Source organism: Streptomyces yunnanensis, from assembly GCF_029011865.1.
GTDB classification, from domain to species: domain Bacteria; phylum Actinomycetota; class Actinomycetes; order Streptomycetales; family Streptomycetaceae; genus Streptomyces; species Streptomyces yunnanensis.
The window spans coordinates 2,907,584-2,922,697 of the sequence record NZ_CP095749.1; the positions used below are offsets into that span (position 1 = coordinate 2,907,584).

At 73.3% G+C, this 15,114-nt stretch carries 10 protein-coding genes; 2 read left to right on the forward strand and 8 right to left on the reverse strand.

Annotated features, from left to right (window positions below; genetic code table 11):
* Positions 1–40: 40 nt before the first annotated feature.
* A complete protein-coding gene (gene nrdR, locus MOV08_RS12575) occupies positions 41–568 on the reverse strand; it encodes a transcriptional regulator NrdR (protein WP_039632105.1) in 528 nt (175 codons plus the stop codon).
* A 560-nt stretch (positions 569–1,128) separates the two neighbouring features.
* On the opposite strand from nrdR, the gene lexA reads away from it, so the two are divergent.
* Positions 1,129–1,926: a transcriptional repressor LexA gene (lexA, locus tag MOV08_RS12580; RefSeq protein WP_039632107.1), complete on the forward strand. Its 798-nt coding sequence runs from the start codon at positions 1,129–1,131 to the stop codon at positions 1,924–1,926.
* Positions 1,927–2,016: 90 nt separating this feature from the next.
* Here the strand turns inward: lexA and MOV08_RS12585 are convergent, their stop codons facing one another.
* The 5 genes from MOV08_RS12585 to MOV08_RS12605 all read right to left on the reverse strand — a co-directional run bounded on the left by MOV08_RS12585 (position 2,017) and on the right by MOV08_RS12605 (position 10,146).
* Positions 2,017–4,014: an ATP-dependent DNA helicase gene (locus MOV08_RS12585; RefSeq protein ID WP_275307524.1), complete on the reverse strand. Its 1,998-nt coding sequence runs from the start codon at positions 4,012–4,014 to the stop codon at positions 2,017–2,019.
* Between the two features lie 61 nt (positions 4,015–4,075).
* On the reverse strand, positions 4,076–5,908 hold the full coding sequence (locus tag MOV08_RS12590; protein WP_275307525.1) for an IucA/IucC family protein: 1,833 nt from the start codon (positions 5,906–5,908) through the stop codon (positions 4,076–4,078).
* A 105-nt stretch (positions 5,909–6,013) separates the two neighbouring features.
* Positions 6,014–6,694, reverse strand: a complete 681-nt coding sequence (locus tag MOV08_RS12595) for a GNAT family N-acetyltransferase (protein ID WP_039632111.1) — start codon at positions 6,692–6,694, stop codon at positions 6,014–6,016.
* A 36-nt stretch (positions 6,695–6,730) separates the two neighbouring features.
* On the reverse strand, positions 6,731–8,755 hold the full coding sequence (locus MOV08_RS12600) for an IucA/IucC family protein (protein WP_275307526.1): 2,025 nt from the start codon (positions 8,753–8,755) through the stop codon (positions 6,731–6,733).
* Positions 8,752–10,146, reverse strand: coding sequence for a diaminobutyrate--2-oxoglutarate transaminase family protein (locus tag MOV08_RS12605; protein ID WP_275307527.1), 1,395 nt, complete (start codon positions 10,144–10,146; stop codon positions 8,752–8,754). Before MOV08_RS12605 ends, MOV08_RS12600 begins: the two co-directional genes overlap by 4 nt.
* A gap of 283 nt (positions 10,147–10,429) precedes the next feature.
* Here MOV08_RS12605 and MOV08_RS12610 point away from each other — a divergent pair, with 283 nt between their 5' ends.
* Positions 10,430–11,614 (forward strand): trypsin-like serine peptidase, encoded by a 1,185-nt coding sequence (locus MOV08_RS12610; RefSeq protein WP_203232548.1) that lies wholly within the window; start codon positions 10,430–10,432, stop codon positions 11,612–11,614.
* A 135-nt stretch (positions 11,615–11,749) separates the two neighbouring features.
* Here MOV08_RS12610 and hflX read toward each other — a convergent pair whose 3' ends face one another.
* Both hflX and MOV08_RS12620 read right to left on the reverse strand, forming a co-directional pair.
* Positions 11,750–13,237, reverse strand: coding sequence for a GTPase HflX (gene hflX / locus MOV08_RS12615; RefSeq protein WP_039632117.1), 1,488 nt, complete (start codon positions 13,235–13,237; stop codon positions 11,750–11,752).
* Between the two features lie 244 nt (positions 13,238–13,481).
* Positions 13,482–15,101 (reverse strand): M1 family metallopeptidase, encoded by a 1,620-nt coding sequence (locus tag MOV08_RS12620; protein WP_039632120.1) that lies wholly within the window; start codon positions 15,099–15,101, stop codon positions 13,482–13,484.
* Positions 15,102–15,114 lie beyond the last annotated feature (13 nt).

Genomic DNA, 15,114 nt, shown 5'->3' on the forward strand with positions numbered 1-15,114 from the left:
TGCTCTCGCCCCGACCCGGGTCTGGAAGTGCGCGCCGAACTCAGTCGGCGGCGGTGGCGGGCACGGGAACGGCCGGCTCGCCGGCCTCCTCGTTGCTCCCGCCGTGCGCGGGCGGCCCCTGCTCGCGCTGCTCCCGCAGCTCGGCGATGGCCGCCTCGAAGTCCTCAAGTGAGTCGAACGCCCGATAGACGGACGCGAAGCGCAGGTACGCGACGAGGTCGAGTTCCTGCAGCGGGCCCAGTATGGCGAGCCCGACGTCATGGGTGGTCAGCTCGGCGCTGCCGGTGGCGCGCACCGCCTCCTCGACCCGCTGGCCGAGCTTGGCGAGGGCGTCCTCGGTGACCGGACGCCCCTGGCACGCCTTGCGCACCCCCGCGATGACCTTGGTGCGACTGAAGGGCTCGGTGACCCCGCTCCGCTTGATCACCATGAGTGACGCCGTTTCGACGGTGGTGAAGCGGCGGGAGCAGTCGGGGCACTGGCGGCGCCGGCGGATCGACGTCCCGTCGTCCGTGGTGCGGCTGTCGACGACCCGACTGTCCGGGTGCCTGCAGAAGGGGCAGTGCATGGCTCCACCCTCCTCACCCTCGAAAACGGACGCACGCCAAGGGAACCGGCGTACGGCGACGGAACCTCCGGCCGGTCCGTACGGGCCCTTCGGAGCAGCCACAAGCATAGGCGATCCGTGGGGTCCGACTGACCCGGCACCACAACTTGTAGGCGGCCGAAGGCATCTAAGCACTAGATGTGGTGTCGGGGTGCTTATATCTGCCTACCGCGTGTCGCGGTGGCCGCGGGCCGGCGGGCCGTCCAAGAGGGTACGGGAAGCCACCCGGCGCGGGGGCCGGAGGGGCGGGGATGACACAATCGGCCACGTCGCGGCGAACCTCCCCCGCGGCACCGTCCCACGCTTTTCGGGACGGGTTCCGGCCGGCATTTCGGACAGGAATCCGGACGGGAATCCGGGGCAGGACGTCCCGGAGGCCCGAATTGCCATTCGGCCATACACCGCGGCACTTGATCAGGTCAGCCAATCGCGGAATTTTTCACTCGAACGTGTGTTTGGCGCAACCTTTCGAAAGCAACTACCGTTGGCTAACTAGGGAGAACATTTCGAGAGGGGCCGACGTGACCACCACCGCAGACAGCGCGACCATCACCGCACAAAGCCACTCCCAGAGCCGATTCGAGCAACCGCAAAGGGCACCGCGGCCGATGGAAGACACCACGTCGGACTCCGAAGAGCACAAGCCGACCCGTTCGCTGCCGGGGCGCCCCCCGGGCATTCGCGCCGACAGTTCCGGGCTCACCGACCGCCAGCGCCGAGTGATCGAAGTGATCCGGGATTCGGTGCAGCGGCGCGGATATCCCCCGTCCATGCGGGAGATCGGCCAGGCCGTCGGGCTCTCCAGCACCTCCTCCGTCGCCCACCAGCTGATGGCCCTGGAGCGGAAGGGCTTCCTGCGCCGCGACCCGCACCGCCCGCGGGCGTACGAGGTCCGTGCCTCGGACCAGCCGACGAGCGCGGCGACGGAGACCGCCGGCAAGCCCGCCGCGTCCTACGTCCCGCTGGTCGGCCGGATCGCGGCCGGCGGCCCGATCCTTGCCGAGGAGTCCGTCGAGGACGTCTTCCCCCTGCCCCGTCAGCTGGTCGGCGACGGCGAGCTGTTCGTGCTGAAGGTCGTGGGCGACTCCATGATCGAGGCGGCGATCTGTGACGGCGACTGGGTCACCGTCCGCCGCCAGCCGGTCGCCGAGAACGGCGACATCGTCGCCGCCATGCTCGACGGCGAGGCGACCGTCAAGCGCTTCAAGCGCGAGGACGGCCATGTATGGCTGCTGCCGCACAACGCCGCGTACCAGCCCATCCCCGGCGACGAGGCGACCATCCTCGGCAAGGTGGTGGCGGTGCTGCGCCGGGTCTGACCGCGCCCCCACGACCGAGCCCCGGGACGGAACCACTGCGCCGGTTCCGTCCCGGGGCTCTGCGCTGTCCCGGCGGGCCCCGCTCCCCGGCTACTCCCCCGCCGCCTCCCTGGCCGCCTTGTCGATGGCGGCCAACGAGCGGCGGACCTGATTGCGGTCGGTGGTGTACCAGAAGTCCGGCATGGACTTGCGGAGGAAGGAGCCGTAGCGGGCCCGCTCCACGCGCGGGTCCAGCACCGCGACCACGCCGCGGTCGCCGGTGGCCCGGACCAGACGGCCCGCCCCCTGCGCCATCAGCAGCGCGGCATGGGTCGCCGCGACCGCCATAAAGCCGTTGCCGCCGGCCTCCTCCACGGCCTTCTGCCGGGCGCTCATCAGCGGATCGTCCGGCCGCGGGAAGGGCACCCGGTCCATGACCACCAGCTGACAGTTCGGGCCCGGGACGTCCACGCCCTGCCACAGCGACAGGGTGCCGAACAGGCACGTCCGGGCGTCCGCGGCGAACGTCCGGATCAGCTCGCCGAGGGTCTCCTCGCCCTGGAGCAGGACCGGCATGTCGAGCCGGCCGCGCATCGCCTCCGCCGCGGCCTGGGCGCCCCGCATCGACGAGAACAGCCCCAGCGTCCGGCCACCGGCCGCCTCGATGAGCTCCGCCAGCTCGTCGAGCATGTCGGTGCGGCTGCCCTCCCGACCCGGCTGGGCGAGGTGCTTGGCGACGTAGAGGATGCCCTGCTTGCCGTAGTCGAACGGCGAGCCGACGTCCAGGCCCTTCCAGACCGGCTCGTCCTCGCCCGCGGTGCCCTCCGGGCCCAGGCCCAGCGAGGCGGCCACGCCGTTGAAGTCGCCGCCCAGCTTGAGGGTGGCGGAGGTCAGCACCACGGAGCGGTCGGTGAAGAGCTTCTCCCGCAGCAGACCGGAGACCGACAGCGGCGCCACCCGCAGCGACGCCCCGCTGAAGCGGGGTACGGCTCCGCCGCGGGGCTCATGGCGCTCGTACCAGACCACGTCGTACTCGGAGCCGTTCGCGATCCGCTCGGCGACGTCGTGGACGTTCTCGACCGCGGCCAGGGCCTGCTTGCGGACCGCGTCCTCGTCCTGGACGGACTTGTCGCGGGTCGAGCCGAGCGCGACGATCACCGTGCGGGCCGCGTCCCGCAGCGCCATCAGGCAGTACGCCAGCTCCTCGGGGATCTCCTCCAGGCGGCCGGGCAGCGCCAGCTCCATCAGCCGCTCGAACGTCTCGGCGGCGGTCTGGAGCTGATCGGCGGCCTTCTCGTCGACCAGCTTGGCGGCGCGCCGCACGGCGCGGTTGACCTGGCCGGGGGTGAGCTCGCCGGTGGCCACGCCGGTGACCCGGGAGACCAGCTCATGGCCCTCGTCGATGATCAGGACCTCGTGCTGCGGCAGGACCGGGGCGCCCTCGATGGCGTCGATCGCCAGCAGCGCGTGGTTGGTGATCACCACATCGGCGAGCTTGGCCCGCTCCCGGGCCGCCTCGGCGAAGCACTCCGCGCCGTACGCGCACTTCGAGGCGCCCAGGCACTCGCGCGAGGAGACCGAGACCTGGCCCCAGGCGCGGTCCGAGACGCCGGGGGAAAGATCGTCGCGGTCGCCGGTCTCGGTCTCGTCCGCCCAGTCGCGCAGCCGCAGCAGGTCCTTGCCGAGCTTGCTGGTCGGCGTCGCCTGCTCGAAGACGTCGAAGAGGCCGTCCTCCTCGTCCTGCGGGGCGCCCTCGTGGAGGCGGTGCAGGCAGAGGTAATTGGAGCGGCCCTTGAGCATCGCGAACTGCGGCCGGCGGCGCAGCTGCGGATGCAGGGCCTCGACCGTCCGCGGCAGATCGCGCTCGACGAGCTGGCGCTGCAGGGCGAGGGTGGCCGTGGCGACCACCACCCTCTCGCCGTGGGCCAGCGCCGGCACCAGATAGCCGAGGGACTTTCCGGTGCCGGTGCCGGCCTGCACCAGCAGATGGGCCTGGTCGTCCACAGCCTCGGCGACGGCCTCGGCCATGGCCACCTGGCCGGGCCGCTCGGTGCCGCCGACGGCGGAGACGGCGGCGTGGAGCAGATCGGGGAGAGAGGGCTTCGTCATAGCGCTTGCAAGCCTACTCGGGACCACCGACAGCGCGGGGCGATCACCGGCCGGGCAGCGATCACGGTGCGTACAGGGGGTTGGGGACGGTGCCGTGCACGGCGGCGTGCGGGCGGTCGCGACGGTCGCGGTAACCGTCCACATGCAGCCGGTTGCGGTTCAGACAGAGCCGCTCGATCTTCGGGGTGAGCAGGTCGAAGGTCTCCTGCCGCTCCTTGAGGTGCGGGAACCGCTCGTGGTGGCGCAGGATCTCCGCCCGGACGAGTGACCAGAACTCTCCTTCGGGGACGCCGAGTTGCTCCTCGCACAGCGGCGCCAGATAGCGGAAGACGCCGACGAACAGGCCGGAGTGGATGAACTGGGTGAGAAACGCCGGGGGTTCGGTCAGCAGCACCGCCCGGACGTCGTCCGGCATGGCGTCCTGCTCGGGCAGCGGCTGGGCGCTGGTGTTGACGTCGTCGACGAAGTCCTTCATGGCCAGCCGGGTGGGGACGTCGTCCTCGTCGAAGACCACGATGGCGTTCTCGCCGTGCGGGGAGAAAACCGTGCCGTACTGGTAGAGGAAGTGCAGCAGGGGCGGCAGCAGCGCGCCGAACAGCCGGGCCAGCCAGTCCCGCGGGGACAGGCCGGAGCGGTGCACCAGCTCCGCGGCCAGGGCGCGGCCGGCGGGGTCGGTCTGCAGCAGGGAGGCCAGGGTGCGGGCCCGCTCCCCCGGGTCGAGCCGGCCGGCGAGCGGCTCCCGCCAGATGCAGCCGAGCAGTTCCTTGTACTGGTAGGGGACGCCGGGCAGCCGGTCGTAGAGGGGGTGCTCGACGGTGACCGAGGCGGTCTCACCGAGCAGGATCACCCGGGTCTCGTCGCGCAGATACGTATCGCCGTCGCGCAGGCCGTGCACCCAGGCGGTGACGGCGGGGGCGGCCAGGGTGCGCTCGGTGGGCAGGCCGCGCCAGACCAGGGTGTTGAGGATGGACAGCGGCAGCTTGACGGTGCGCGCCCGGGGGCGGGTGAGGTTGAGGAAGGTGCGGATCGACTGCTGCGGGAGCCGCAGGTCGTTGTCGCTGGGCAGCGGGACGAGGGATCCGTCGGCGAGTTGCGGGGCGAAGAGCGGGGCGATGGTCTCGTCCCACTGCCAGGGGTGCACGGGGAGGTAGAGGTAGTCGGCCGGGTCACGGCCGGCGTCGGCCAGGGTGGCGGCGAAGGCGCGCCGGGTGGCCGGGGCGAGTTCCTCGCCGTAGAGGCGGTCGGGGGTGGCCAGGGCGGGGACGCCGCGGTAGTGGGCGAGACGGCGGTGCGCGGCGAGCCAGGGCAGCCGCTGCGGGGTGCGGGCCTCGGGGGCCCAGGTCTCGGCGTCGGCGGCGGAGAAGCCGAGTCGGCCCTTGTTGGCGACGAGCCAGGGGTGGCCGGTCTGGTGGCCTTCGAGGGCGGCGTAGTCCAGGTCGGCGAGTTCCGCGGCGCTGAGTGCGGTGGCGTCCAGGCGGGTGTCGGCGGCGAGGGTGGCGGTCAGCTCGCGGATGAGGTGGCCGGTGGTGTCGCCGGACAGGCTCAGGACGGTGTCGTGGGCGTGGGTGAGGAAGCGCAGCGGATCGGCGTGCGGGGCGATCGAGTGGGGGTCGACGCGCCAGTGCCCGTAGGCGCTTCTGCGGGCGGTGAAGCGGTAGGTGAGGTCGTCGGTGACCCGTAGGCGGTAGCGGGGGCTGCCGTCGGGGGCGGTGCCGTCGGGTTCGGGGACGAGGATCTCCTCGTAGGCGAATTCCGCGAGGGTCTTGGCGAAGAGCCGGCGGGCGGCGCGCTGCCAGGCGTCGCGCGACGGGGTGTGCCCGGTCGTGGCGGACGGGGCGCGGCGGTCGGCGGGAGCGGAGGCGGCGGGAGCGGAGGGACGGGGCGCAGGAGACAAGGTGGGACTCCTCGGGACGGGACCGGACCGGCACGTGCGGGGGACAACCGGGCCGGCGGGACGGATGGCGGACCGGGCCGGGGCCGTCGACGGACGGCCCCGGGGTCAGAGCAGGTGGCGGTGGGCGCGGTCGCGGATCATCAACGCCGCGCGTTTCTCGGGGAGTTCGATCTCCTCGGCGTAGCGGAAGCCGGCGCTCAGGAACGCCGCCACGGAGCCGGTGTTGCACAGGTCCGGTTCGGCGAGGACGCGCCCGCACCGCGGGCGGTGGTCGAGGACGAGGTCGGCGGTGGCGCGCAGCAGCGTCGTGCCGAGGCCGCGGCCGCGGTCGCCGGTGCCGCCGATGAGTAGGTGGATGCCGGTGTCGTGGGGGCGGGCCCGGTAGTAGCGGGCGATCCGGTCCAGATCGGCGCGGTAGATCTCCCAGTAGCTCATCGGGACGCCGTCCAGCACGCCCAGGCACGGCACGCTGCGGCCGTCGCCGTCCAGTTGGGGGCGCAGATGGGTGGCGGTGGTCTCCGGGGGGCCGGCCAGTTCCCAGAAGGCGGCGACGGCCGGATCGTTCATCCAGGCGACGATGCGGTCCAGGTCGCGGTCGAGGTCCACCGGGACGAGGGCGAACGTCCCGGCGGGGGTGTCGGCCGGTGGCCAGCCGGCCAGGTCGTCCAGCAACGGGCCCGCGGCCGGGGTGGGGGCCGCGGGCGGCGCCGCGCCGGGGTGGGGCGCCGGCCGGTCGCCGAAGGTGTCGTCCGGCGCGGTGGTGGGGCCGGAATCGGTGGGTGGCACGTGACGCTCTCCTGTGGGGCTGGGGGACAACAGGGCCTAGAGCGCGAGCGGATTGGACAGGGTGACGTAGACGGACTGGGTGTCGACCGGGCCGACCAGTTCGTCCAGGCCGTGCAGCCTGGTCGCGAGGTTGGCCTTGCAGCGCAGGGTGCGGGCGGAGAGCAGTCGCTCCGGCAGGGTGGAGCGGTGCGCCCGGGGCGCGGCGGCGGCATCGACGAGGAACCGTCGGAAGGCGGCGAGCAGCACCTCCTCGCGGATCAGGCGGGCCGCGCCGAACGCCCCGATGAGGCCGAGGACGTTGTTGATGCCGAGGTAGTAGGCGAACCGCTCGTCGGTGACGTCGTCGGCGACGAAGGTGTCGCTGGCGGTGCCGATGCCGGGCAGCCGGCTCTCCAGTTCGGCGCGGCGGGAGGTCCGGAAGTAGTAGCCCTGGTTGTCGCGGTAGCGGCCGCCGGCCGGCCAGCCGTCGGCGTCCAGCAGGACGAGGGTGTTCTGCTGGTGGGCCTCCAGGGCGACGCCGGCCGTCCCGTCGAGCCACAGGACGGGCCGGACCACCGCTTCGAGGTAGCGCAGGAACCACTCCGTGGCCACCGCGCCGGCCGGCCGCCCGGTGCGGGCGCTGAGCCCACCGACGACGCTCTCCAGGCGGGAGCGCATCGCGCCGTGGCCGGGCCAGGGGCGGGGCGCGGTGAGTCCGGCGATGCAGACGGCGTCGTCGGCGGGGCCGAAGGGCTGGTGGCGGACGACCACGTCGAGGCCCCGGACGGGGGTGCCGTCCGGCCCGTCGACGGCGAGGTAGGCGGGGTCGCGGACGATGTCGAAGCCGGGGGTGCCGGGGAAGGCGGCCCGCCACTGCGCGGCCAGGCCGGTGCGCAGCAGCCGGTGGACCTCGACGCCGCGGATCAGCTCCTTGCGGAGGTTCTCCCGGCGGGAGTTGGTGATGCGCAGGCCCAGGGAGAGCTTGAGCATGGCGGGCGCCCCGGGGCGGCAGACCGTGCGGACAGAGGAGGTGGGGTACCAGCGGGGGCCGTGCGGGCCGAGGTCGTGCAGCAGTCCGGCGTCGCGCAGCGCGGCGGTCTCCGGGCGGGCGGCGAGGTCCCGGGCCTGCCAGGGGTGGAGCGGCAGGGGCACCGTGCCGTCGGGGAGCGGCAGGCCGTCGCCGGCCAGTTCGGCGGTGAGTTGCCCGGCCGGCACCGTGCGGCCGCGCTCGGTCCAGGCGGAGTCGGCGGCGACCGCGTCGGGGTGGACGGCCATCCAGTGCAGCGGGAAGGCGCCGCGGAGTTCGGGCGAGTAGGCGACGGTCTCGGCGTCGGTGAGGCCCTCGCGGCTCTTGGGCGTGGGGTGCAGGGGGTGGCCCAGGAGGAGCGACTGCTCGGCTTCGAGGAAACGGGAGCCCTGTTCCTCGGCGGGGCGGGCGCGCCGGTCGGCGATGAACAGGGCGGTGGTGCGCACGGAGTTGGCGACCCGGCCGACGAGTTCGGCGCCGTCGCCGTCCGGGGCCTGCGGGGCGTCGTCCGCTGCGGGCGGTTCGTCGCCGTCGGCGACCCGGTGTTCGCCGCCGTCCGAGGCGCGCCGGTCGCCGCCGTGCGCGGCCTCGCGGCGCAGCAGGGCGGCGAGGGTGACGGCGTCCAGCGGGGCCGAGCCGGGCGGGGTGCCCTCCAGGGTGGGGGCGCCCAGGCGGTGCCAGCCGGTGGGTGACCAGTAGCGGACCGGGATGTGCAGGGCGGTGGCGCTGGCGTGCAGCGGGAGGCGCAGCCGGCCGCCGGCCGGGCGGGCGGTTCCGTGCTCGCGCAGCCAGCAGCGGAGGAGGTTCTCGATGCCGGCGGCGTCGGCGGCGACGGCCGGGTCCGGGTGGTCCAGGGGGTCGGCGTCGGGGTGGCGCACGGGGTCGTGCGCGCCGGGGACGCGGCGGCCGGCGGCCGGGGTCTGCTGGTGGCAGGTGTCGTCGCCGGGGCGGCGCTGCTGGCGCGGGACGGACGGCTCGATGAGGCCGGCCCCCTGGTGCGGGAGGGGGAGCCGTTCGGCCGCGTGGGCGGCGTCGGGGCCGGGGCGTTCGTTCATGCGGGGGTGCCTCGCAGTGTCGTGGGGGACGAGCCCGTGGGCCCGGGGGCGGTGCGGACGGCCGCCGCGATGGCGTCGGCGAGGCGGTCGAGGACCGCGTCCGCCTGTTCGTCGGTGAGGGTCAGGGGCGGCAGCAGCCGGACGACGGCGGAGTGCCGGCCACCGAGTTCGACGATCAGGCCGCGGTCCAGGCACGCCCGTTGGACGGCGGCGGCCAGCGCCGGGTCGGCGGGGCGGGCACCCAGCGGGTCGGCGTCGGCGTCCCGGTCGACGATCTCGATGCCGAGCATCAGGCCGCGGCCGCGGACGTCGCCGACGCAGTCGTGGGCGGCGGCGAGCTCGCGGAGCCGGGCGAGCATCGTGGCGCCGAGCTCCGCGGCGCGGCCGGCGAGGCCGTTGCGGCGGACGTAGGCGAGGGTGGCGGTGCCGGCGGCCATGGCGAGTTGGTTGCCGCGGAAGGTGCCGGCGTGCGCGCCGGGGCGCCAGGCGTCCAGCTCCTCGCGGTAGACGATGACCGCGAGCGGGAGGCTGCCGCCGATCGCCTTGGACAGGACGAGGACGTCGGGGACGATGCCGCTCTGTTCGACGGCCCAGAAGGTGCCGGTGCGGCCGACGCCGGTCTGCACCTCGTCGACGATGAGCGGGATGCCGCGGGCGGCGGTGAGCTCCCGCATCCGGCGCAGCCAACCGGCCGGGGCGGGGATCACGCCGCCCTCGCCCTGGACCGGTTCGAGGATCATCCCGGCGGGCCGGGGCACCCCGCCCTTGGGGTCGTCGAGGAGGTTCTCGGTCCAGCGCGCGGAGAGTTCGGCGCCGCGCTCGCCGCCGACGCCGAAGGGGCAGCGGTAGGCGTAGGGGTAGGGCAGCCGGGTCACGCCGGGGTGCCGGGCGCCCCCGGAGGCGGCCAGGGCGTCCGCGGTCATGCCGTGGTAGGCGCCGGAGAAGGCCGCCAGGCCCTCCCGTCCGGTGGCGGTGCGGACGAGGGTGAAGGCGGCCTCGACGGCGTCGGTGCCGGCCGGGCCGCAGAACTGGATCCTGCCCTTTTCGGCCAACTCCTCGGGCAGGGAGGCGAAGAGTTCCGTGGTGAAGGCGTCCTTGACCGGGGTGGCGAGGTCGAGGACGTGCAGCGGCGCGCCGGAGTCGAGGACGGTACGGATGGCTTCCAGGACCACGGGGTGGTTGTGGCCCAGCGCCAGGGTGCCGGCACCGGAGAGGCAGTCGAGGTAGCGCCGGCCGTCGGCGCCCTCGATGGTCAGCCCGCGGGCGCGCACCGGGACGATCGGCAGCGAGCGCGCATACGTACGGGCGGCGGACTCACGCAGGGCCTGGCGGCGCAGGATCCCCTCGTGGGCCGGCGGCGCGGCCGCCGGCACGGTTTCGGTCAACGCCACGGCAGTTGTGTCCTCCTGCTGGTGAACTGCTGGATACCGCGCGGGCCCGGCAGGCAGCCCGGCCGTCCCCCGTACGTACCAACGACGCCACCCGCGCGGGAACACGGGCCACGTCAAGATCCTTGACGGCCGGGAACCGCGGACCCGAGTACCGCCGTCCCCCCGGACACCGGCATAGTGGGGGCTGCACCCGGGTCTTGCGGTTCATGACAAGAACCGGACCGGGGGCTCCGCTCATGAGCCGCTCCGGCTCAGTCCGTTTGACACAGGGGGAGAACCACCCATGCGATCGATACGTCGGCCAGTGCTGGCCGCCGCCGCCCTCACCGCCGTCGTGGCGCTGACCGCGACCGGCTGCGGGCCGTCGGGCGACAACGCGGATGCCAAGCCGACCGCGTCGTCCCAGGACACCACGGGCGGGGGTGCGATCAAGATCCCCAAGGAGCTCCAGGACAAGCTGAAGGAACACGGCGTCGACCTGGACAAGTGGAAGAACGGGGAGTGGAAGAACTGGGACAAGGACAAGTGGCTTCGCGAAGCCGGCGAGTTCATCAACCCGGTCATCAAGAACTTCTGGGACCCGGACAAGATCAATAAGGTCAAGCCGCCCCAGGACCCGAGCAAGCCCTCGGACATCACCGAGGACCAGGGCAAGACCGACCCCGAGCCGACCGCGGTCCCCGCGCGCGCGGTGAAGACGCCCTACACCTCCACCGCGCCCGGCGTGGGCCTGCTGCTGTTCAGCACGCCGAAGGGCGAGTCGCGCTGCTCGGCCACCGTCGTCAAGGACCCGGCGCACCCGGGCAAGTCCAACCTCGTCTGGACCGCGGCGCACTGCGTGCACGCCGGCAAGGACGGCGGCTGGTACCGCAACATGATGTTCGTGCCGAACTTCAACCGGACCGGCGCGTCGGCCGCCCAGATGAAGACCACCCCGTTCGAGGACCGCGTCCCGTCCGGCAAGTGGTGGGCGGACGACATGGCGACGACCAAGGAGTGGATCGCCGACGGCGGCGCCGTCCCGGGCGTGCCGATGGCGCCGTACGACTTCGCGCTGATGCACGTGAAGCCGGAGGAGAGCACCGGCGGCAAGTCGCTGGAGGAGATGGCCGGCAGCGCCTACGCGGTGGACTTCGGCGCCCCGGCGATGACGAAGATCTCCAGCCTGACGGCGCAGGGCTACCCGGCCGAGCCGCCGTTCGACGGCGCGACGCAGCAGTCCTGCACCGACAAGCCGACCCGGCTGACGCTGGACGCCAAGAAGCCGACCATGTACCGGATCGGCTGCACCATGACCGGTGGTTCGTCCGGTGGCCCCTGGTTCATCAAGGGCGCGGACGGCAAGCCGGTGCTGGTCTCCAACACGTCGATGGGGCCGCGTCCGGCCCAGTGGCTGGCCGGTCCGCACCTGGGCACCGAGGCCAAGTCCATCTTCGACGCGATGAGCAAGAAGTGGGCGAACCAGTAGCAACGACGTGAGCGGGCGGCGCCGGACGACGGCGCCGCCCGCCCGTGAGCGCACCCACGACCACGGCGAAGGCCCGCCCCCGGGAAACCGGGGACGGGCCTTCGCCGCGTCCTGCGCGCGCGTGGGTCCGGGCCGTCAGGCGGCCGGGAGGAACGGGCGGAACTCGGCGGCCAGTTCCTCGTGGACCCGGGCCTTGAGGACCGTGCCCTCGCCGGTGTGCTCCTCGGAGATGACCTCGCCCTCGGCGTGCGCCCGCGAGACCAGGGCGCCCTTGGTGTAGGGCACCAGCACCTCGATCTCGACCTGGGGGCGCGGGAGTTCCGCGTCGAGCAGGTCCCGCAGCTCCGCGATGCCCTCGCCCGTGCGGGCGGAGACCACCAGGGCGCGCTTCTCCTGGCGCAGCAGCCGCTGGAGGGTCAACGGATCGGCCGCGTCGGCCTTGTTGACGATCACGATCTCGGGCACCTCGGTGGCGCCCACGTCGCGGATCACCTCGCGGACCGCCGCCAGCTGCTCCTCCGGCACCGGGTGCGAGCCGTCCACCACGTGCAGGATGATGTCGGCGTCGGCGACCTCCTCCATCGTGGAGCGGAACGCCTCGACGAGGTGGTGCGGCAGGTGGCGGACGAAGCCGACGGTGTCGGCGAGGGTGTACAGCCGCCCGCTGGGGGTCTCGGCCCGCCGGACCGTCGGGTCCAGGGTGGCGAACAGGGCGTTCTCCACCAGGACACCGGCGCCGGTGAGGCGGTTGAGCAGGGAGGACTTGCCGGCGTTGGTGTAGCCGGCGATGGCGACCGAGGGGATCTTGTTGCGCCGGCGCTCCTGGCGCTTGACGTCCCGGCCGGTCTTCATCTCCGCGATCTCCCGGCGCATCTTCGCCATCTTCTCGCGGATCCGCCGCCGGTCCGTCTCGATCTTGGTCTCACCGGGACCACGGGTGGCCATGCCGCCGCCCGTCGAACCGGAGCCACCGCCACCCATCTGCCGGGACAGCGACTGGCCCCAGCCGCGGAGCCTGGGGAGCATGTACTGCATCTGCGCCAGCGAGACCTGCGCCTTGCCCTCCCGGGACTTGGCGTGCTGGGCGAAGATGTCGAGGATCAGGGCGGTCCGGTCGACCACCTTGACCTTGACGACGTCCTCCAGGTGGATCAGCTGGCCCGGGGAGAGCTCACCGTCGCACACCACGGTGTCGGCCCCGGATTCGAGCACGATGTCCCGCAGCTCCAGGGCCTTGCCCGAGCCGATGTAGGTGGCCGGGTCCGGCTTGTCGCGACGCTGGACGACGCCGTCGAGCACCAGGGCACCGGCGGTCTCGGCCAGCGCGGCCAGCTCGGCGAGGGAGTTCTCCGCGTCCTGCACCGTTCCGGACGTCCAGACGCCGACGAGCACCACGCGCTCCAGGCGCAGCTGGCGGTACTCGACCTCGGTGACGTCCTCGAGCTCGGTGGAGAGTCCGGCGACGCGGCGCAGCGACGCACGGTCGGAGCGGTCGTACTGGTCGCCGTCGCGCTCCCCGTCGATCTCGTGGCTCCAGGCGACGTCCTCTTCCATCAGGGCGTCGGCCCGAAGGCTCTCGGGGAGGCGCTGCCGGTCCTGCGGAAGGGAAGAAGAGGAGGTCATTTGATCCTTTGCGTCGTAGGAAGCCCCCGGGGACCGGGCGGTCCCGTCGGGACTGGTGTGGCTCTGCCGTTCGATCTGCTCAACGCCCGGGCCGCCCCGGAGATTCCCGGTGCGGCCGGCGTCGGCCCGTTGATGGTCGCACGGCCCGGAGACGGACGTCACGCGGGTTTCCGGTGTGCGCCGGGTGCGCCGTGCGGGCCGGTGCCGCCCGTAGAGCCCGCGTGCCGTCCGCTCCGGGCGACGGTCACCCCTTGTGCAGGTGCGGCGCACCGGGCGTGGTCGCCACGTGCCGCTCCGCGGACTGCTGCTTGCCGCCGTCCGCCGGGACCTTCTTGACCTGCTGCTGCTTCCAATCCGGGTGGCCGGGCATCGGCGGGGTCTTGGCGCCGTACAGCCAGTCCCAGAAGAAGCCGGAGAGGTTGTGGCCGTAGACCTGGGAGGCGAGGTCGATGAAGTCGGCGGTGCCGGCCACCCCGTCGCGGTGCTTGGCCACCCACTCCCTCTCCAGGCGCTCGAAGCCGGCCTTCCCCATCTTGTGCCGCAGGGCGTACAGGACCAGGGCGCTGCCGTCGTAGATCACCGGGCGGAAGATGCCGGTCTTCCTGCCCTTGTCGGGGACCTTGGGCAGGGCGGGCGGGCCGCCCTCCGCGCGCCAGCCGTCGGACGCCTCGTAGGCGTGTCGCATCCGGGTCTCCAGGGAGGCGCGGTGGTCGCCCTTCTCGTCGGCGTAGAGGGCCTCGTACCAGGTGGCGTGGGCCTCGTTGAGCCAGACGTCGGACCACCGGCGGGGGCTGACGCTGTCGCCGAACCACTGGTGGGACAGCTCGTGCACCATCACCGACTCCACGTACCAGTCGGGCAGCTGGACGGTGGTGAACAGGCGCTTCTCGAAGAGCGAGAGAGTCTGGGTCTCCAGCTCGAAGCCGGTGCTGGCGTCGGCGATCAGCACCCCGTACGCCTCGAACGGGAACGGTCCGACCTTGCTCTCCATCCAGGCCATCTGATCCGGCGTCTTGGCGAGCCAGCGGGCCAGCGGGAGCCGGGCCGAGGAGGGGACGACGTCGCGCAGCGGCAGCCCGTGCGGGCCGCGGTGGTTCACGACGCTGGACCGCCCGATGGAGATCTGCGCCAGCTCGGTGGCCATGGGGTGGGCGGTGCGGTACGTCCAGGTGCGGCGCGCGCCGCGGGCGCCCTCGCCGACCGGCAGCCCGTTGGCGACCGCCACCAGGCCCTCGGGCGTGGTGATGTGGAACGTGAACTCGGCCTTGTCGGAGGGGTGGTCGTTGCACGGGAAGACCCGGTGCGCGGCGTCCGCCTGGTTGGCCATCGCCAGTCCGTCGGTGGTGCGGATCCAGCCGCCGTCGCCCCGGCCGCGCGGGTCGCTGGTGTGCTGGACGACGATCCGCAGGTCCTGCCCGGGGTGGATGTGCGAGGCGGGGGTGAGGACCAGGTCCTCGCCGGCCTGCTCGTGTCGGGCGGGCTGCCCGTCGACGAGGACGGAACGCACGGTTCCGTCGGCGAAGTCGAGGTTGAGCCGGTCGAGGTTGGCGGTGGCCCGGGCCTTGATCACGGTGACCACGTCCATCGGACGGTCGTTGTGGCCCGAGTAGTCCAGGGAGATGTCGTACGAGGTGACGTGGTAGCCGGGGTTGCCGAGCATCGGGAAGAGGCGGTCGCCGATTCCCAGCGGCTCGGCGGGCTGCGGCGCGGCCGCGGCGATCGTGGCGGCGACGGCGAGGCCGAGGGCGGCGGCCCGGCGGGGGATCCGGCCGCGGCGCGCGCGGGGACGGTCCCGGTCGAGGGCGGAACGGTCGGCGGCTGGCCCGTCGGGCTCGCCGGACGGACGGCGCAAGGGAAGGGACATGGGCTACCGGTAT